This window comes from Burkholderia sp. Tr-862, from assembly GCF_011753085.1.
Taxonomy (GTDB): Bacteria; Pseudomonadota; Gammaproteobacteria; order Burkholderiales; family Burkholderiaceae; genus Burkholderia; species Burkholderia ambifaria.
This window is the reverse complement of sequence record NZ_VWWG01000002.1, coordinates 88,457-105,860: the sequence shown is the minus strand read 5'-3', so window position 1 is coordinate 105,860 and position 17,404 is coordinate 88,457. Positions and strand designations below refer to the sequence as shown.

General features: G+C 62.9%; 26 protein-coding genes. 3 read left to right on the top strand and 23 right to left on the bottom strand.

From position 1 onward, the window contains the following. From F3J14_RS01300 to F3J14_RS01285, 4 genes are read right to left on the bottom strand one after another with little or no spacing between them, the layout of a single operon-like run. Positions 1–483: a DUF2514 family protein gene (locus tag F3J14_RS01300; protein WP_166721433.1), complete on the bottom strand. Its 483-nt coding sequence runs from the start codon at positions 481–483 to the stop codon at positions 1–3. Then, positions 480–1,028: a hypothetical protein gene (locus F3J14_RS01295; protein ID WP_166721432.1), complete on the bottom strand. Its 549-nt coding sequence runs from the start codon at positions 1,026–1,028 to the stop codon at positions 480–482. Before F3J14_RS01295 ends, F3J14_RS01300 begins: the two co-directional genes overlap by 4 nt. Then, a complete protein-coding gene (locus tag F3J14_RS01290; protein WP_166721431.1) occupies positions 1,025–1,522 on the bottom strand; it encodes a lysozyme in 498 nt (165 codons plus the stop codon). The genes F3J14_RS01295 and F3J14_RS01290 overlap by 4 nt, the downstream gene beginning before the upstream one ends. Then, on the bottom strand, positions 1,515–1,697 hold the full coding sequence (locus tag F3J14_RS01285; RefSeq protein ID WP_045552435.1) for a hypothetical protein: 183 nt from the start codon (positions 1,695–1,697) through the stop codon (positions 1,515–1,517). The genes F3J14_RS01290 and F3J14_RS01285 overlap by 8 nt, the downstream gene beginning before the upstream one ends. A gap of 281 nt (positions 1,698–1,978) precedes the next feature. Here F3J14_RS01285 and F3J14_RS01280 point away from each other — a divergent pair, with 281 nt between their 5' ends. Further along, on the top strand, positions 1,979–2,875 hold the full coding sequence (locus F3J14_RS01280) for a DUF1796 family putative cysteine peptidase (RefSeq protein WP_166721430.1): 897 nt from the start codon (positions 1,979–1,981) through the stop codon (positions 2,873–2,875). A 210-nt stretch (positions 2,876–3,085) separates the two neighbouring features. Here F3J14_RS01280 and F3J14_RS01275 read toward each other — a convergent pair whose 3' ends face one another. The 5 genes from F3J14_RS01275 to F3J14_RS01255 form a co-directional block, all read right to left on the bottom strand. Continuing rightward, entirely contained in the window at positions 3,086–4,138 is a 1,053-nt protein-coding gene (locus F3J14_RS01275; RefSeq protein WP_166721429.1) for a hypothetical protein, read from the bottom strand. Between the two features lie 64 nt (positions 4,139–4,202). After that, positions 4,203–4,865: a DUF2612 domain-containing protein gene (locus tag F3J14_RS01270; RefSeq protein WP_166721428.1), complete on the bottom strand. Its 663-nt coding sequence runs from the start codon at positions 4,863–4,865 to the stop codon at positions 4,203–4,205. Continuing rightward, the gene (locus tag F3J14_RS01265) at positions 4,865–6,046 is read right to left on the bottom strand and encodes a baseplate J/gp47 family protein (RefSeq protein WP_166721427.1); all 1,182 of its coding nucleotides are present in this window, start codon (positions 6,044–6,046) and stop codon (positions 4,865–4,867) included. Before F3J14_RS01265 ends, F3J14_RS01270 begins: the two co-directional genes overlap by 1 nt. Continuing rightward, a complete protein-coding gene (locus F3J14_RS01260; RefSeq protein ID WP_166721426.1) occupies positions 6,043–6,396 on the bottom strand; it encodes a hypothetical protein in 354 nt (117 codons plus the stop codon). The genes F3J14_RS01265 and F3J14_RS01260 overlap by 4 nt, the downstream gene beginning before the upstream one ends. A 7-nt stretch (positions 6,397–6,403) precedes the next feature. Further along, complete coding sequence (locus F3J14_RS01255) at positions 6,404–7,153, bottom strand: Gp138 family membrane-puncturing spike protein (RefSeq protein ID WP_166721425.1); 750 nt, start codon at positions 7,151–7,153, stop codon at positions 6,404–6,406. Between the two features lie 3 nt (positions 7,154–7,156). Between F3J14_RS01255 and F3J14_RS01250 the strand changes: the two genes are divergently transcribed. Further along, complete coding sequence (locus F3J14_RS01250) at positions 7,157–7,534, top strand: hypothetical protein (RefSeq protein WP_166721424.1); 378 nt, start codon at positions 7,157–7,159, stop codon at positions 7,532–7,534. On the opposite strand, the gene F3J14_RS01245 is transcribed toward F3J14_RS01250, so the two are convergent. The 5 genes from F3J14_RS01245 to F3J14_RS01225 all read right to left on the bottom strand — a co-directional run bounded on the left by F3J14_RS01245 (position 7,531) and on the right by F3J14_RS01225 (position 11,798). Next, entirely contained in the window at positions 7,531–8,499 is a 969-nt protein-coding gene (locus F3J14_RS01245) for a hypothetical protein (protein ID WP_166721423.1), read from the bottom strand. The genes F3J14_RS01250 and F3J14_RS01245 overlap by 4 nt on opposite strands. A gap of 183 nt (positions 8,500–8,682) precedes the next feature. Beyond that, complete coding sequence (locus tag F3J14_RS35500; RefSeq protein ID WP_247682091.1) at positions 8,683–9,165, bottom strand: hypothetical protein; 483 nt, start codon at positions 9,163–9,165, stop codon at positions 8,683–8,685. Between the two features lie 13 nt (positions 9,166–9,178). Further along, positions 9,179–9,493 (bottom strand): hypothetical protein, encoded by a 315-nt coding sequence (locus tag F3J14_RS01235; RefSeq protein ID WP_166721422.1) that lies wholly within the window; start codon positions 9,491–9,493, stop codon positions 9,179–9,181. After that, positions 9,493–10,068 (bottom strand): phage baseplate protein, encoded by a 576-nt coding sequence (locus F3J14_RS01230; RefSeq protein WP_166721421.1) that lies wholly within the window; start codon positions 10,066–10,068, stop codon positions 9,493–9,495. Before F3J14_RS01230 ends, F3J14_RS01235 begins: the two co-directional genes overlap by 1 nt. Further along, the gene (locus F3J14_RS01225) at positions 10,065–11,798 is read right to left on the bottom strand and encodes a mannosyl-glycoprotein endo-beta-N-acetylglucosamidase (protein ID WP_247682090.1); all 1,734 of its coding nucleotides are present in this window, start codon (positions 11,796–11,798) and stop codon (positions 10,065–10,067) included. Before F3J14_RS01225 ends, F3J14_RS01230 begins: the two co-directional genes overlap by 4 nt. Here F3J14_RS01225 and F3J14_RS35495 point away from each other — a divergent pair. Beyond that, positions 11,797–12,207 (top strand): hypothetical protein, encoded by a 411-nt coding sequence (locus F3J14_RS35495; RefSeq protein WP_247682089.1) that lies wholly within the window; start codon positions 11,797–11,799, stop codon positions 12,205–12,207. The two genes, F3J14_RS01225 and F3J14_RS35495, sit on opposite strands and share 2 nt — an antisense overlap. 38 nt (positions 12,208–12,245) lie before the next feature. Here the strand turns inward: F3J14_RS35495 and F3J14_RS01215 are convergent, their stop codons facing one another. From F3J14_RS01215 to F3J14_RS01175, 9 genes are read right to left on the bottom strand one after another with little or no spacing between them, the layout of a single operon-like run. Continuing rightward, positions 12,246–12,800, bottom strand: coding sequence for a phage tail assembly chaperone (locus F3J14_RS01215; protein WP_166721419.1), 555 nt, complete (start codon positions 12,798–12,800; stop codon positions 12,246–12,248). A 2-nt stretch (positions 12,801–12,802) separates the two neighbouring features. After that, entirely contained in the window at positions 12,803–13,243 is a 441-nt protein-coding gene (locus tag F3J14_RS01210) for a phage protein (RefSeq protein ID WP_166721418.1), read from the bottom strand. 15 nt (positions 13,244–13,258) lie between these two features. Next, complete coding sequence (locus F3J14_RS01205; protein ID WP_166721417.1) at positions 13,259–14,734, bottom strand: DUF3383 domain-containing protein; 1,476 nt, start codon at positions 14,732–14,734, stop codon at positions 13,259–13,261. Positions 14,735–14,743: 9 nt separating this feature from the next. Beyond that, on the bottom strand, positions 14,744–15,334 hold the full coding sequence (locus F3J14_RS01200; RefSeq protein WP_166721416.1) for a hypothetical protein: 591 nt from the start codon (positions 15,332–15,334) through the stop codon (positions 14,744–14,746). 4 nt (positions 15,335–15,338) lie between these two features. Continuing rightward, positions 15,339–15,710 carry a hypothetical protein gene (locus F3J14_RS01195; RefSeq protein WP_166721415.1) on the bottom strand — a complete coding sequence of 124 codons (372 nt, stop codon included), beginning with the start codon at positions 15,708–15,710 and terminating at the stop codon, positions 15,339–15,341. Between the two features lie 31 nt (positions 15,711–15,741). Further along, the gene (locus tag F3J14_RS01190; protein WP_166721414.1) at positions 15,742–16,269 is read right to left on the bottom strand and encodes a hypothetical protein; all 528 of its coding nucleotides are present in this window, start codon (positions 16,267–16,269) and stop codon (positions 15,742–15,744) included. After that, a complete protein-coding gene (locus F3J14_RS01185; protein WP_166721413.1) occupies positions 16,266–16,454 on the bottom strand; it encodes a hypothetical protein in 189 nt (62 codons plus the stop codon). The genes F3J14_RS01190 and F3J14_RS01185 overlap by 4 nt, the downstream gene beginning before the upstream one ends. A gap of 55 nt (positions 16,455–16,509) precedes the next feature. Further along, positions 16,510–16,992, bottom strand: coding sequence for a hypothetical protein (locus F3J14_RS01180; RefSeq protein WP_166721412.1), 483 nt, complete (start codon positions 16,990–16,992; stop codon positions 16,510–16,512). A gap of 27 nt (positions 16,993–17,019) precedes the next feature. Next, positions 17,020–17,403, bottom strand: a complete 384-nt coding sequence (locus F3J14_RS01175; RefSeq protein ID WP_166721411.1) for a DUF4054 domain-containing protein — start codon at positions 17,401–17,403, stop codon at positions 17,020–17,022. Position 17,404: the final 1 nt, after the last annotated feature.

Here is a 17,404-nt window from a genome sequence, read left to right as displayed (position 1 = left end):
TCAGTGGACCGCCGCAGTCAGCGCGTCGTAGTCGCGCTCGCACTGCTGGCCGGCGATGCGGGCACGATCAGCGTACTCTGCCAGATCGCCCGCGCGCTGGTCAGCGCGGCCGAGCACGTCGGCAAGCAAATCGAGGGCGTCGCCGGCTGCCGGGCTTCCGGTGGTAGCGGCGGGATGGCGGGCGGCGGCGACGAGCTGATCGACGCGCTGCTGCAGGCTGCCAGCGGCAGCGCGAGCAGCAAAAGCATCCGCGAGCGCGGCCGTTCGTTGTTGGTTCGCATCTTTCGCAATCTCCGATTGAGCCGCGGTGCGGCGTTGTTCCTCGGTGCGCGCCGCAGCGACTGCCTTCGCTTGGGCTCGCGCCGCATCAGCGCGCATGGCCGAGATCTCGGCCGCACTGACCAGATGGACCGAATAGGCGCCGACCGCGGCGCCGAGCAGCGCGGCCACCAGGTACGGCCATGCAGATTTCAGGAAGATCATTTCGCCTCCTTCGAGTGCAGCTGCTTCAGCTCGTCCGGCGAGTACACGAACCCCGGCAGCAGGAACGCCTGCACGCTCCAGACCGGGTCACTTTCCTCGTGGCGACCGTGGTCCTTGCCTCGGTGGTGCAACTCGCACAGCAGCAGCTGGTTGTAGGTCGAGTCGACGAACGCCTCCGGCCGCGCCGGATCGAACGCCTCCCAGTCGAATCCCTGCGTCAGCTTGATCACGTCCCAGACGGGGTGCTGGCGCGGGATCGGCACGACGCGTTGCAGCTTGTGGCTGAACATCGAGTCGACCTGGTTCAGCGCGACGCCGCGGATCCACTTCCAGTCGATCGCGTGCGAAAACGCCCATTCGAAGAACCGGTGATGCGACTCGACCACCTGGTCGTCGCCGCAGACGGCGCAGACGTAGCCGCCGGCCGCCTTCATCTCGCGCTTGCTCGCGCGGAACGTCGGCGACTCGGTGCGCGGCTCGTGATCCGGGTAGAAGACGTCTTCGGCAAGCGTGCGCCGCGTCTCGTGAGTTTTCGTGGTCGTCATAGGTCGCACTCGCACAGTGCGCGCTCTTCCGCGCGGCGTTTCACCAGACCGGGCAGCACGCGTCCGGCGGCGGTCACCCATTGCGGGCGGCCGTTGTCCGCCTCGTTCATCGCGCGGCACGCGCCCTTCCAGTCGCCGGAGTTGAACCGCTTCGCCGTCGCGCTGCCGCAGTACGCGCCCGCGCCAACGTTGTAGGCAAAGCTCACGGCGGCCGCGAGCTGGTACGTGTGCCCCTTCAGCACCGGCGTGCACCTCAGCACCGGCTCGGCATGCTCGATCAGCCGTTGCTCGAGGCGCGCGCGGCACTCGTCAGGCGTGAAGCGTTGGCCGGCGTGCACGTCCTTCGTGTCGCCGTTGCAGGCCGTGATGATCCCGATCGGGTCCGGACGCGCGACGAGCTCCAGCCCCTCGAACTTCGGGACCATGGAAAAAAGAAGGGCTGCCGCAGCAGCCCCCACAACACCAGCGAGTGTCTTCTTCGGTGCGTTAGCCATCGAGCAATGCCCTCTTACCCTTGTTTTTGACCAGGTAGTACGCCTGCAGCCCGATGTACGCGATCGTCGCGACGGCTACCCACCAGTTGATGTCGTGGCTGGTCAGCCACAGCCAGAAATTGCTGCCCACCGCCGGCGCCACCTTCGCAGCGCTCGTCGCGAGTTCGCTCTTCATTGATTCCCCGAAATGAAAAAGCCGCCCGAAGGCGATATGTCACCGCCAAATGGCGGACGCTAAGGCCCAAGGGCCATTCAGAAACATTGCGTCGACAAACGCAGTTCTACTTGTGAATGACGTTCGGCAACGCATGCCGAGAGGCAGGAAGGCAAGCGCGAAGCGCTTGAACTTGAATGCTGCCTGTTGAGCGAGATCTCGCCGGGATCGCGTTCGCCCACTCCAGGCCGATTCGCAATCGATTAGAATGCCGATGCCGCATCGAAAAACAACGCCCGCACATGAAATCCGAGAACGAAATTCTTGTAGAGCATCTTTACAAAAGCATCCTGAGTCGCGAGGGCGACCAGGGTGGCGTCATGTCAGCGACTAACGCACTTGATGTGACAAATAATAGGGATGCCACGATTATCGATCTAATAAATGGCTTCCTTTCTAGCGAAGAGTATTTCGCGCGCATGAGAGAGCATCCGGAGATCGTGAAACGAGCAACCGGCCATGGCGAAAAGAAGACGATAAATGGCATGCCGGTGAGGCATATCGTTTCTCTTGGGACGCATTGCCTGACAAGCTCTCTGTTGCGAAATTTTGGATTGCGACGCTATTCGCTTCCTTTCGACTGGACTTTTTCATCTCCGCAGGCAATGCTTCACTGCTTCCGGGATGATTTGCAAACATTTCTCGATCCCGTTCACTACAGGACTGTGACGAGAAAACGTGAAACTACCGACGCGGGAGCAGATCACGTTTTCTATTTGAAAAAATACGGCATCATAGAGATGTTCGCTCATCGCGATCCATCGACGGAATCGGATTACGCGGAATTGCTGAAAACGACAGAGCGCTTCAGGCGCCTGCTCGCGTCCAAGGAAGCAAAGCTCTTCGTGATGATCGACCGGCCACGTAGGAGGCCTCTATGGATATTTCGCTCGCTGTCGAGAGAAATCAATCGAATGACGCAAAACAGCGCATTCGTCTATATCCAATTGAGAAACCCGACCATGATGTGCGGGGTTAGATCCATCAGGGTTTTAAAGAAAATCAGAAATCACACTGCATATGAATTTACGCCATCATCGAGCGAACTTGGCATTAAGTTCGACGACCCGATCGACAATTTATCAATAATCGGGCTAGTGCAGCAGTATGAAATTGATCTGTCTAACGACGCCCCGTGATTTTCAAAAGGTACTAGACTGAGTCCGGCACCGGCAATCCGGAATGTGCGCCTCCGGCGCTGCTATAAAACACTGACCAGCGCTCATCGGATGTATCGACGGTCCCGAGATGTTCATAGACTTCAGGGTCTTGAGGGGCCAAGAAATATGCAATGATTTTGGATTCAGTCGAATCAGAAAATTGAACATTGAGCATCGCCATATTTTTCCTTAGATGCTGTATGAAGACATAAAGACCGCTGCCGATGAGAACGTGCCGGAAGCGGCGCTTGCCGACCAATAGATTGTCTGGGGTGTGAGAACGGCCAGGTTACTGAACGCGGATCCCGCCAGGAGACCGCCGGCAGACGTGCCGCTGCAGGAGGTCGATTGCTGCCCAACAGAAGACGCTCTCGAAGCAATGGCGATTGTCGAATTGCTGGAGTTAGTGGTCGCAATGTTCATCAGCCCCCCAACACTCCTAGCATTCGGTGGCGCGAACGGCGAAATGTTCATCGCGGTGAGCGTCGGAATTGGCGACAACGTGCTCGCTATCGATGCATATGGCAGCGAGATGAGCCGGTCCGTTTGATCGCCGACCACGAACTGGCTGCTCGAGTTCGTCGGCCAGACCGAAACCAGTGCCGACGCCGTGTATCCCGAGGGCATGTTCGCGCCGCTGTACACGTTGGTCTGAACTGCCGACGTCGCATTCTTCGCGAGCAGCGCCATCCCATTGTCAGGGTACGTTATCGGATCACTCGCGTGTTGCGCCGCCTTCGTTGGACTGTAGATCGCGTAGAGCGCTACATAACCAGACGCCGGCGCGCTTCCGGTATCCATGCCACCCGCACCCGTCGCCGCGAGGTTGATCGTCTTGCTGAACGGACCCAGCACGTACTTCTTGCCGCCCGGCGCGGTCCCCACAACGATCTCGTCCGCGGTCAGCGTAGCGTTAGCGCTCGCTGCGCCCACGCTCATCACGAGATTACGCGACTGCCCGATCACGGCTGCCGACTGTGCCTGCACGGCCGTTTTCAGGTTAGCGAGAAGCGTCGCGATCGTACCGTCATCGATCGCGTCCTGTCCGGTTAGATCGACAATGAACTGGGCGAGCACGGCCGCCATGATCGAACTTTGACGCCATACCTTGTTCAGTTGCTGCGACTGCGCGGTGCCGCTTACGAATCCCGTCAGAAGCGCCGCCAGCGCCTCGTAATCTGCCTGCGCGATTACGTTCGCGCCGCCGGCAGTGGCGAACGGCTTGAAGTTGTTGTTTGCCATCAATGCTCCGAGCAATAAAAAAGCCGCCCGAAGGCGGCTTATCGCGTGAAAGGTGTTACGTGGCTCAGATTGGCGTACCCCATGCGCCCGTATCGAAGCCGGCAATGTATTGGTTGTTCACGTCGAAGCCGAACAACGGTTCGTTGTCGACGCTTGTCACGAGCGTGTAATTGACTCGCACGCCCTCTGGCTTCAGGGGTATGTACCCGCCGGATAGAAGAGCAAGAAAGACCGCCGACGGCACCTTCCCCGCGATCCCGATCGTCATCGACATGTCCTGGTGGTCTTCAATGAAGACGTGCGTGTCCGCGTCGAAGATGCTGTTCAGGATCGCTGCGCTCGATTCAAGTGTGCCGTCCCAATGATTCGCGCCAATCTTCGCGCGGATGACGAGCCGGTACGTGTCGTCATCGAGGACCGTAAGGCCCGTGTCCGGATCGAACGGCCCCTTCCAGATGCCTTGATCGAAGCCAAGGCCAGCAAGGTCGAAAGAGAAGTAGATCCCAGTCAGCGGCGTGCGAATCTTCCGCGACGCACCGACCCAAAGCCCGACGTCGTCCAGCTGCACGCCGACCGCGTTATCCAGGTCGAACTTGCCCGGCATGCTCTGTAGCACGTTCGTCTGGTCGACAAGAGGCTGCACGAGCGCGCCGAGCACCGCAGAAAACCGAGGCAGATTGCGGTGCTCGGACGTGATCAGCGCGGTGTAATCGGTCAGGTCAGCCATCAGGTCACCACCAGAGTCACATTCGCCGGCGTGCACGACGCCGCTTCGTTGAAAAGCAGTGCAACGTCCGGCGCGCCGGCGCCGCGCGGCCCGCTCAGTGTCAGACCGGACAGCTTGAACGTGACGCCGCCACCGACGCTGTTTGCCGCGGTGAGCGCATCACCCCACTCCACGCTGCCGGACAGACCGCCGCCGATCTGCACGCCGTTGATGTAGTCCGACACGGCCTGCTGAATCTGCTGACCCGTCTGGCTGGTATAGCCGGCCAGCGCCTTGATCGTCACGGTGGCAGCAGTCGGCGCGGACGCCGGCCGGAAGAACCGGATAGTGATCGGCCGCCCGTAGATGTCCGTGACGACGATCGCCGTGCTGCCATATGTACCGGAGCCCGGCGTCTTCTTCGCTGCGATCGCATTCGCGATTGCCGTCGCGTCGCCGCCCTCGACCACGAGCGAAATCGAGTGCGAGGGAATGCCGTTGGTGTCGGTCGCGCTGGTGTCGTTCTCGTAGGCGACGTACCGCGTAACGCCCGGGACGTTCGCCACCGCACCGATGATGCCGTCGAGCACGGTGAGCGACGGCAGTGCCGTCGACACCGTCTGGCGCTGGCGCAGCGCCGGGTCTTTTTCGACAGGCGCGCCCTCGGCCGCGTCAGCCGGGTTCGTCACCGACTGCCAGCCTCGCGCCGGCGTCGCGATCTGGTTGATCGTGCCGGCGCGCGCGGACACGTCGCCGATCGCCGCACACGTGGCCGTGACCGTGATCGTGCCGCTCGGCGGGATCGTGACGGTGGCTGGCAGCATCCATAGCACGCCGTTGCTGTCCTTCGCCGCGCCGTTCGTAATTGTCGCGCCCGCCTGGCCGACCAGCACCAGGTCAGCGCTCGAGTATGACGCGCTTTTCTTCGTGATGCCGTTGATCTTGACGTTGCTTGCCAGCGCATCGCCCTGCGCAGTCGCGGGGGAGAACGATCGGTAAATCGCGATCGCGACCGAATTGACGTCGCTGATCGCCTTCGCGAATACGCCGAGCAGCTGGCCGTCTTGACTGTCCGGCTCCAGGTACGTGTCGGCGCCATAAATCGATCGGTACTTGTCCTGCAGAGACGCGAACACGTCCGCGTAAGTCGGCGCGCTGATGCCGTTCGCGTCGATGATGGGTGCGAGGGTCGTGAGAGTCACAATGTCGCCTGTACGGTGGTGGTGCCGTAGATGGTGTTGATCGTCGCGGTGACGGTCAGCACACGCGTCTCCGGGTCAGCCGAGCTCGAGTAGCTCGTCAGCTCGATCACGCCCTGCGTCCCGAGGATGCATGTCCGGATCGCGGCGTCGTACTTGCCGCTCGTGTACTTCCCGAGCACGTCGGTTGCCCACGGCATGCCGGCCGTCGTGTCGAGGAACCATTCACCGCGCAGCAGTCGCAGGCGCGTGAGCACGGCCTGCGTGACCGCCTCGGGCGTGTTCACGAGGAAATCGGCCGCGCTCCCGCCGAAGACGTAGTCGCCGTCGCCGGCGAGTTTTCGGTATCGCATAGGAATCTCAGTTGACCTGGCCGGTGTTGCCACCGCTGCCGTTCGGGTGCGTGTGCGTATCGTCGACGCGCTTGCCGTTCGCGGTGATCTGGCCGATCACGTTCAGGATGCCGTTGAACACTGCCGCGGCGCCGCTCGCCGCGCTGCCGACCATGCCACCGACGAACGTCAGTAGGCCAGTAATCGTCACTGCAGCCGAGAACGTCGACAGCGGCGCGACGACGTCGAAGCCGCCCGGCGCGACGATCTTGACCTTCTGCAGCGTCGGGTTGAGGTCGATGTACGTCGCGCCGTCGTCGCTGCGTAGCTGCGTTGAATTGCCGCTCACACCGGACAGCGCCCGCGGCCGCGATCGGAAACCGAGCAGCGCGAAGCCGTCCGATAGGTCGTGCATGCGGAGCTCAGCTTGCTCCTGCACGCCGCCCGACTGCCACCAAGCGTCGATACAGCGCGAGGAAAACACGACGAGGCACTCGTCGCCCGGCGCCACCGGAAACGTCAACGTACAATTTCCGCCGGCGGGGAACTGAACCGGACAGTCCACCAGCAGCGGCAGCGCGACGCTCTGGATCGTACCGTCGATGCCGCGCACCTGCGCCTTGATGGCTGGCTGCACGCTGCACGTCGGCGGCCGATCGGCGGCGCTTTCGAACGACTGGATGATGCCGGGCAACGCTGTCCAGATGCCCGCGCGCACGCCGTCGAACGCTTCACGCAGGGCGACCTCCGGGTCGCCTACCCTTTCACGTCGATCCATGGGATGAAAATGAAAAAACTGCTGTTGACCGCCGCGCTGCTCGCGCCGCTCGCCGCCGTCGCGGACGACGCCTACGTCTACCCGTTCGCCGGCATGAAGGTCGGCGTGACCGTCGAGAACGAATTCCCGACCATCCTGTACACGACGAAGAAGTGCGACCTGCCGCTCACGAACGCGAAGAACATGCGGCGCTACGAGTCCTATCGCGGCGTGTGGGACATCGGCTGCTGGGGTGAGACGATCGACGGCAACGCCGTGATCATCGTGCCCACGATGCCGACGAAGTCGATGCCGCTCAACGTGCTCGCGCGCGCAGACGTGAAGCGCAACGGCGAAAACACGATGATGACCATCAAGGCGCTGCCGACGTACGGCCGCTAGCCGTACTTCTTGATCACGCCGGCGGACGGCACTGCCGCCTTGTCCTTAAACGAGTCGGGCAGCACGGTGACGTCGGCCGCAAGACAGATCACGCTCGTGTACCACTCCTCGCCGCGCGTGTCGCCGCTGACTTCGGCGAACATCACGTAGTAGAAGCCGTCGTCCTGGAGCTTCGCCTGCATCTCGATACGTTCGTTCTCGGCCTGCTGGCCGACGTTCAGGCTGTACTCGTACTGCTGAATACTTGCGTTGTTCAGCCAGATCAGTCGGCCGATCTTCACGCTCGGGTTCACCAGCATCTTCACCTCGATGCCGTTCGCAGTCTGCTGCGGCAGTCCGACCATGCCCGTCTCCGACGTGATCTCCGGGATGTCGCCCGGCATGTATGCGGTTTCGGGCACCAGCACGACCTTACCGTCCTGGATGCTCCAGACCGTCTGCGTAGTTTTCGCGATCCCTCGAAGGAAGTCGCGCGCCATCCCGAACATGACCTTGCCGCGCGGCAGCGGGTTCGACGTTACCTGCGGCATGTATCCGAGCGACACACCGTACGGATTCATGGCCGCCGTTGCAACCGACACATGATCCGTCGCGACCGAGCCGGCCGCGAGCGTCGAATTCACCACGGCGAAGTTGTACGCGGAGTCGCCATCCGCCGCGGTGATGTCGAGGAACGTGTCGGTCTGGCTCTCGCGCCCGCGTCGCACCTGCTTGATCTGGCCGTCGAAGATGATCCCGTAGTTGCCCTCGTAGCCGGCCTGCAGCACGACGCGCGTGAACTCCTTCTGCGCGCGCCGTGCCGTCGTCGCGGACACGTTGTAGACCCGGATCCGTGCCGAGTTCGGCGTCTGCAGGTCGCCACGCTGCACGCGAAACACGATCCGGAGTTCGGACAGGTCGAGCGCCTCGCCACTGTCGAAGCCGATGATCAGCGATACCTTTCGGCCGAACTGCTGAACGGTCATCGCAAAATCCAATAAAAAACCCCGCCGAAGCGGGGTTCGTAAATGACTCTGGTATGTTTACGGGTTCCTACACCTGAAAAACAACCGGAGCGAATATGAGTTCGTCCAATGATAAACCCGTGGTGCCAAGCCCGCAGCCCGTCTATCGCGGGCCGACGAAAGACGGGTTCAACAAGGGTACCCCTAGCCAACGACCCACCACGCCACCGCAGCAAAAACGATAAACACAATAGGGCTGGCTGCGGCCGCGAGCCGCAGCCGATTCAACGACTTCACAACCTTCGCGTTACTACTTGCGGCCAAGTCGATTCGCTTCTGAAGATCATTCACCTCGGCTTCTTTAAGATCCTCAAGTGAATACTTCGGCTGATAAATATTGCGCGGCTCGTTGTAGATGGATGGCAACTCCCGGAACATCAGACATCTCCATACTAGGAGAAGGCTCAGGATCAAAAACCAGCCGGTGAAAGCCATTGTCCCCACTGAAAGCCAATTCACGCTATTTTGCTCGAGCGCCTTCGCCCCGTATGCCAATCCGCCGCCGAGAGCTGCAAGGAATACCGTCAACGTTGTGGCCGCATCTTTCGCGATCACATCAGCACACGCATGATGCGTTTTCAGATTTTCGATAGCCGATTTTTCGACCCAGTCCAGCAAATCGCTCATTTCGACCTCTTCATCAATCGGTCACCCAATATACCTTACTACCGACACCCAAATCATCGAACGTCGGCACGTCGTCCGGATCTTCCGCGCCCTGCACCCACAGACGCCCCTGGAAGCCCAGATGCTTGTACTGGCCGAGCAGGTCAATGCCGGGAACCAGCGGAATTCCGGACACCAATGGGTTGTCCGATGCATCGGCAATGTCGACTACCCACCCCGCGCCGCCAGCCTTCCGATACTGAACCGTCAGGCGATAGTCGGTACCGCTCAGCGTCACGGTGAATCGCTCGGGCCGCGGAGAAAATGGAATCTCGAAGAAGCTCGGCATCACATACTCCCCGGCGGTACCGCGCCGCCCGGTGCGGGCGTGGCCGGCACGGCTGCCTTCGTGCCGCCACTGCCGGTCTCGACCGTCGACGCAGGGTCGGCCTGATCCTCACGCGGCGGCAGCTTCGTCACCTGCGTCTGCACGATCCTGATCTGCTTGAGCGTCGCCGTCAGGATCAGCGCGCTTGACGTCTTTGCGTCGGTCGTGAGCCGGAGCCCCTGCAGAAGCATGTTCTCGTAGAAGCGGCGGCTCGTCGTGACGTCGAACGGCGTGCGCGCCTGCTGCAACGCGAGCAACTGTGAGTAGATCGCGTTCACGTACTGCGCCGACGGCAGACCGCCGCCGTCGAAGTTAGCCTCCGCGGCCCCGAGCAGCGCTTCGTAGTCGGCGTTGCTCCAGCCGCATCGCATCGAGAGATCCGGCTGGCGCTTGAACGCGTGATCGGTGATCTGCGCCCCTTGTTCGACCGGGTGCTCAGTAATCGTCAGCTCGTCGTTGTACACCTCCTCGATCGCGACCTGCACCGTAATGCTGCCGATCTTCTTCGGCGAGATCATGATCATGTCGAGGATCATGCGATCACCCCCTGCAGATTGCGCACCATGTCAGCGTTCACCGCGCGCTGCTCGCGCTCGACCGCGCGGCCGGCCGCCGACGGATCGCCCGCGCCGCTCACGTGGATCTGCGTGGACTGATGCAGTTCGACCTTCGCCGCGCCGCCGCGCGCCGCTGACTGCGCGGTCAGCGCGGCGGCCGGCTGATATGTCGCGCGCGTGTTGCGCAGCGCGGCCTCCATCTCGGCGGCCGTGATGCTCGCTCGGTTGTTGCCCTTGCCGGCGTAGTAGCTGCGGCCCGTGTCCGGGTCAGCCACGCTCGCCCACTCGCGCGACGCCGCGCGCAGCGCGCCGCGCAGATCGTCGCTACGCCCCTCGACGTAGTCGGCGATCGCGCGCCGCTTGTTCCGCACCAGGTACTGCTCGAAGATGCGGTCCTGCAGCTTCCGATCGAACATCTCGCCGCCATTCAGCTTCAACCCTCGCGCGGCCTCGGCCAGCGTGTTACCGATGATCTGGTAGCGGCCGGCCGCGTTGAATTGCCCGGCGCGCTGCGCCGCCATGACCTGCGCCAGCGTCATGCCCTCGAGGTTTTCGGTGCCGGCGCGGTAGCCGCCCCGCGCGCCACGGTTCACGCTGTTGTAGTCGCCCTCGCCACGCGCGATGAGGCGACCGAAAGCAGTATCAGCGAGGCGAGACATCGCGCCGGCCAGGCCACCTGACTCGGCGGGCGCTGGAGCCGCGGCGGGTGCCGCGCCGCGCGGCGGCGTCAGCTTCGCGCCGCCGCCATCCTTGACGCTGTCGATTTCGTCTTGCGTGTACCCGCCCGTCGCGCCGAGCCCGCGCCGGTCCTTTCCGGTCAGCACGTCCCAGATAGAGCGGAACCGGCCACCGGACGCCTTCGAGATCCAACCGTCGACCGAGTCGCGCAGCGCGTCCCCAATCTTCCAGCCGGCGAATGCGGCGCCAGCAATCGCTGATAGGCGCCCCAACAGCGCGATCAGTCCGCCCACGTTCCCGATCAGCCCCGAAACGACTGTTGCCGTCCCGGTGCCCGCCGCTCCCATCGCGCGGAGCGCCGCGGCCGCCTTCCAGATCCCACGTGCGATCCGGAACACGCCGAGTGCCTTCAACGCCACGCCGAGCAGCAGGATCTTCGTCGACCAGCCGTTCGTCGAGTGGTCGAGTTCGATGAACAGATCTACCAACTTCCCGAGTGGCGGCCCCGCGGCTTCTGCCACTTTCAGGAACGCGCTCGCGATGTCGGCGATTCTGTTCGCGATCTCGTCAGCGTGATCATCCATCCAGTGCTGGAACCGATCGAGGCTGGGGCCCACCTTCTGCAGCATCGCGCCCTCGATGCGGATGCCGAGATTCTCGAACGTCGTGCCCAGCCCACGGAGCTGGGTCATGAATTTGTGCGAGTCGTCGGCAGCCTTGTCGAGGCCGGTGGTCTGCGACATCTCGCGGTACTGCTTCAGGAACTTCTCGAAGTCCCCGTTGCGCATCGCGAGCAGCAGGTTCTCGTCGATGCCGAGAATGTTCCCGTACTGGCTTGCGAGCCACGTCGGCTTGCTCGCCAGCGACTTGCCGAGGTCCGACACGATGTCGACCGTGTCGCGCAGCTCGCCGTTCGCGTTGCGCGTCTGCACGCCCAGCGTCGCGAGATAGCCCTCGCCTGCCGGGTTGTTGCGCAGGAAGCGCGCGAGGTTCTCGATCGTGCCGGTCGCCGCCTCGGCCGAGACGCCCATGTTCCGCGCGGCGAACTCGAAGCCGCGCAGGTTGGATGCCGACGCGCCGGTGCGCTGCGACACGAAGTACAGGCGTTCGAGCTTCGACGCGAATGCCGCGACGCCGGCGCTCACCGTAAGCGCGGCGCCGGACACCGTGGCGATCAGTTGCTTGACGCCCTTCGTCGTGCCTTCGACGCCTTCCTTGAAGTTCTTCAGGCCCTTCTCGTCGACCTTGAAGCCGAGCGCGACCAGAAACTCGCGGATGACGACGGAATCAGCCATTTTCTCTTTCCATCTTGCGGCGGAACGCCGCTTCGTTGTCTGCCTGGACGGCGATCGCGTCGTTCAGCAACGCGACGTCGTGAAGCCCGAGCGTTCCATCCAACAGCGACTCGTACTTGCACCAACCGCGCGTTACCGGCTGTAGTACCCAGTCCTCACCGCCGGGCAGCGTGCGGATCCAGCCTACGTCGCCGCCGGGCTGCTCGCTTGGCTGGTAAGCAGCCCGCTGATAAAAGGGCCGAGGTTCGCCACCACGACGCGCACGACGAGCGGCAGCATCACGTCGATGCCGATGTCGTCGAACATCGAGGTCTTGTGCGCGGCGGACCAGATCTTCGCCCAGCTCTGCCCCTGCCAGCGCTCGACCACCGACAGGCACGTGCCGAAGACGTATTCAGCATCCTCGTCCTTCAGGCCGGCCAGCGCGTCGGCGAACGGTTGCAGCACCGGCGCGATCGCGTCCACCATCGACAACAGCTCGCGCGATCGCTCGGCCGCGGGCGCCCCCAGCTCGGCGGTCGGCGCTTCCCCGTCTTCCGCCAGCGCCGCAAGCGCGGCATTCGCGCGCGCCTGCTCGCGCGCAACATCGGCATGCTCGAGCTCGGCGTAGAACTTCATCAGCACCGGGATCATCGGCGGAATGATCGGCGCGATGCGCCGCGACACGTGGAACTGCTGCATCGCGCTCAGCTTGCCGATCGCGTATCGCACGCCGTTGAGTTGGATTTCAGTCGTCATGGTCAGTACGTCCCGAGAATGCCGTCGATCTTGATCGAGTCGAAGACCCATTCGACGATATCGCCGTCCTTCGCATACTTCAGGTCCGGCGCCTTCTTGAACGCGCAACTGCGCGCGGTCGTCACGTCGCCGGCAGCAGTCTGACGGATCTCGATGAGGTTCTTGCCCCACAGGCGGCTGTCGAGCGACTGAGCGCTGTAGAGAGCCATCAACTTCGCGTTGATCGGTGCCGTCTTCAGGTAGCGCAGCGTGACTTGCCCCGACTTGTCGGCGTGCAGACTGTGCATGCCCTCGCCGTCTGAGCCGACCGTCATCGTGTTCTTATCGCCTGCGCGTACGATCGTGATGCCTTCTTCCGCGGTCGCTTCTCCGTAGCCGAGCGAGAACGCACCGCCCGGGCCGACGATCGTCGCCGCGACGTCCTGAAAGCTGTAAGTCGTCATGTTGAGATGCCCCTGTTACCGATTGACCGTGACCAGCACGTCGACGCTGTGAATCGCCCCCGCTTCCTTCGCAGCGATCTGAAACGGCACTGCCTTCCGTGCCTCGCGATCCGCCTGCGACTGCGTTGCGATCGGCGGCACGTAGATGTAGTAGCCCGTCGCGAGCGTGTCGCCCTTCGAGATCGCCCCGAAGCCATCGGAATTCCAGACACCCGGCGCCAGATACCCATTGGTCACTGCAGCTTCGCAACCTGTCGCGAGCACTGCCGCCAGGCGCGCGTTGCCGGGATCCGTTTGGGGGATCTTCGTCGGGCTTTGATAGAGATCGTTGTACAGATCCGTCTGCAGACGATTACGGAACCAGATCGCGTTGTAGACCGAGTCAGCATAGATGCCGCTCGGTGTCACGCCGTACTGAATGATCGACGTGTCGTTGCTGTAGTTCACGAACACGTTGCAGTTCTTCGCCTGCAGCGCGTTCGCTTGCGAGGTGCCCAGATCTTCGGCAGCGACGCTCGGCTCCTGCTTGAACATCAGCGTGATCGTCGTGTTGTTGCCGTCGAAGTTCACCGTCAGCAGACGGCCGAGCAGCGACGACACCGCGTACGACGTCGAGCTCGAATACTGCAGGATCGTGTACTTCAGCTTCAGCGCCTTCAGCTTGCTCGCGATGTCCGTCGACACCGTCGAGTCGAGCACCTGGGGATTCTGCGTCGTGATCCCGTAGATGTGCGCCTGGTCAGCCTCGATCAAGTTCGCGACCGCGATGTGCTGATCGTCGGTGATCGACGCGTCTGCGAAGTCGAGGCCGAGGAACTTGTTCGAGAAGCGATCGAGGAACAGCGCGGCGGCGTCGACCGGTTGCTCGGGCGCGATGCCGTCCGCAGGTACGCCGGCGAGGCTGCTCGTCAGACCGAGCATCGCCGAGATGTCGGTACCACTGCCCGGCGGCGTCGCATAGCCGACCTTCGAATTCGTGCCGGTTGTGTTCGACGTCACGACGAACTGCGAACCAGTCCAGGCGATGGTCGCGCCGGTCAGCTTCGCGTTGATCATGGTGGCGACGCCGTTGAGGTTCGTCTGGGCCGAGAAGTCGAGGCCCGTCACGGCCTTCGCTGCGCCGTCGATCGTGATGCTGAATGCGCCGGTCGTGACCGCTTTCCACAGCGCGATGTCCTGCTGTGCGGCCGACAGCACGCCGCCACGCAGCGACCCGGCCGTCGCCGTCTTCGCCCAGCGGCCGATCAACAGTTCCTTCGGCTGCGGCACCTGGTTGAAATACAGCGCAGCGGCGTAGTACTCCGGCGTGTTCGTGCCGAAATCAGGCGTCACCTCATCGATGCCGCCATACGAGCGCGCGCGCTCGTTGGTGTCGATGATGGCCGACGGGCCGAGAATCAGCCCAGTGTTCAAATTCGCGCCCTGCGCCGCGAGCGCCGCGAGGTTGATCGTCACGTTGATCAGACGCGATACCGGCAATCCGTTGGACATGCTGGTCCCCTACGAGTGGATGTTCGAAACGCCAGCCACCGGCGTCGACGAGTCGGTTGTCGTCTCCACGGTGGCCGATTTGAGGTTGAGGACCGCGTAGGTCCGGGTGATCTTGCGACGCAGCGTCACGGTCATGTCGTAACGCCGCACCCATTGCTGGTTGACCAGATCAGGCGCCGGCCGGATGGAGCTGACGCCGACGAACGCCATGTGCCGCAGCTGGAGTTGCTCGCGGTTTTGCGGGATCGCGAGGCCGTCCGCGAGCCGTTGCGCATACCCCTTCGCGCTCGGCCCGTAGAACGTGCACATCACGTCAATCCCTTGATGCCGGATGTAGGTGTCATGGCCCTCGCCCGTGCCGTCGTGCTGAATTGCCGGGCTGGCGTCCGGCTCCTGCTCCTGCGCGCCGAATGCGCACCAGTTCACGCTCGGCTCAGGCTGCTTCGGTACGGTCGGCTGCCAGCGCGGCCGCACAAGGTCGGGCGACAGCGCAGTGATGCCCGCGATGAGGTCGTGGACCAGATCGTCGAGAACATCGTCCTCGGCCGGCGGCGCATCGACGGCTGGCGCGATGTATCCGCCGGTCGAGCTGTCGTTCATGGGTTCATCCCGAAAGAGGTTTCAGATCGCACGTCGCGCAGACGAAGCCGCGGCCGAAGTGCGAGTAGTCGTTCACGTTGACGACGGTGTAGGTACGGTCCGCCCATACGACTTCGTCGGCGTCGCTGCCGGCGCTGCCGTCCATCAGCCGAAACATCGTGTGCAGCGTGATTGAGCCGACGATCCGGCTGCCGTCCGCGTTGCGGTGCAGAATGTCGCCCTTGTCGCTGGTCACGACGGCTGCGAACGACGTTGACGCGACGCTGTTCTGCGCGCGACCGCGCTCGTCGACCGTCTGCGACATGCGATTACAAACCAGCCCCGTATCCATGAAATCCGGATCGAGTAACACCTCGGTGACGTCGAGAAAGGCCACGGTCAGGCTCCTTGTTCGCTCAAGCCGACGCTCACGGGTTCAACACCTCTACCGTGTAGCTTTCGAGCGTGATGGTCTCGCCAGCATTCACCAGGGTGGCGGTGATGGCGATGGTCTGATCCTGTGTCGTATCGACTGCAGCGGTAACGGGCGAAGCACCAGACGAGCTGTACTGGTTCGCGGCCGCAGCAGCGAATCCAACCTGCGAATTCGTCACCCCGCGATTGCGGATGATGGTTTGCGCCTGGTTGCTCAACGTCGTGGTTTGCGGCTGGTTGAGGAACGTCGCGCCGCCGAAGGTGAGCTTCAGAACCTTCGCATTGGCACTGTTCGTGTAACTCCACATCGTCGTGATGCGGAGCGCCCCATTCGCATTGATCGAATTCGCCGGCACGACAATCGACGCGAGCGTGGTTTCGACGGTCGATCCAGTGATCGACGCCGCGACCGACGACTGCGCAAGCAGTCCCGTCGGTTTCACTGCACCACCACCGGCACCGGGTCCAGTCTGCGGGTAACCGCAGAGAGAAAGGAGAACCTTGAACGCACCGATGTTCATTGCTTTACCCACGCAGTTTCAGCAGTCAACAGGCCGTTCTCGTAGCTATACGTCTTCGTCCACGAGGACGTGCCATACGTCGCTGTGTCGGTCGCGATCGTGCCGTCGGCGTTCCAGGTGTACACGTGCGCCAGCGAATCCGAGTCCAGCCATGTGCCGCCGGTCGGGTCGTAGATGGTCGACATGGAAATTCCAAAGAAAAGGGCCGCACGCGGCGGCCCTAGATGTTCGGGGTGAGGATCACTTCTTCCTGCGGACCACGTACGTGATCGAGTTGCGGTACTGGCCCGTGTCGACCAGCGTGTTCTCGCGCGTGACACCGCGGCGCCGGCGCGCGGCAAGCGTCGAATCAGCGAGTTTTGGCTGAATGTTGCTGTTGACCTTCGCGCGCACGGAGTTCTGCGCGACCAGGCCAGCACGATTCAGGCTGCGGTCGACCTTCTCGAGGTCGCCGTCGAGCGCCGCCTCGACGCCCTTCTGCAGATGCGGCTCGAACTTCGGTCGCGCGTCCTGCACGCCGGGCACCAGATGCGGACGCTCGGGAATGTTGTTCGCGGGAGAGCCGTGCTCGAGGATGTAGCCGATCTCGGCGTTGCTGAGTGGCTCGCCTTCGTCTTTGCGGCCGGCGGTGCTGTCGGGCACACCGACGAGCACTTCCTTCTGCACGAGCCCGCTGATCGACTTCAGCACCTCGTCGAGTCGGTCGATTTTCATGCCGTCCATGGGGTCTCCCGATGGACAGCGGCGGCGCTACAGCTGCATGCCGCCCGCGCCCATCATCATTGCGAGGCTGAGATAGCGAACGCCGTACATCGTGGCGTTCCAGAAGCCGCCATCCTTGATGGCGACGGCCGCGGTGTCGTAGCTCGCACTCACCTTGTCGACGGCCTTCGACGACTGGGGCCCGGTCACCTGCCCGGGCGCGCCCCCGACGGCGGCCATCTTCTGGTCCTTCACGGCGAGTGCGAGGTGGTGCGCAGTGACGAGCGCGATTCCCAGATCAGTCAGATCGCCCCACCGGTCCGCGTTGACGAGCGACACCGCGACGGTCATCCAGAACTGGACGAGCGAGTCGGAGTACGTCGCAGTGTCGTTGAACTCGGGGAACGATTGTCTGAACTGGGATACGTCCACG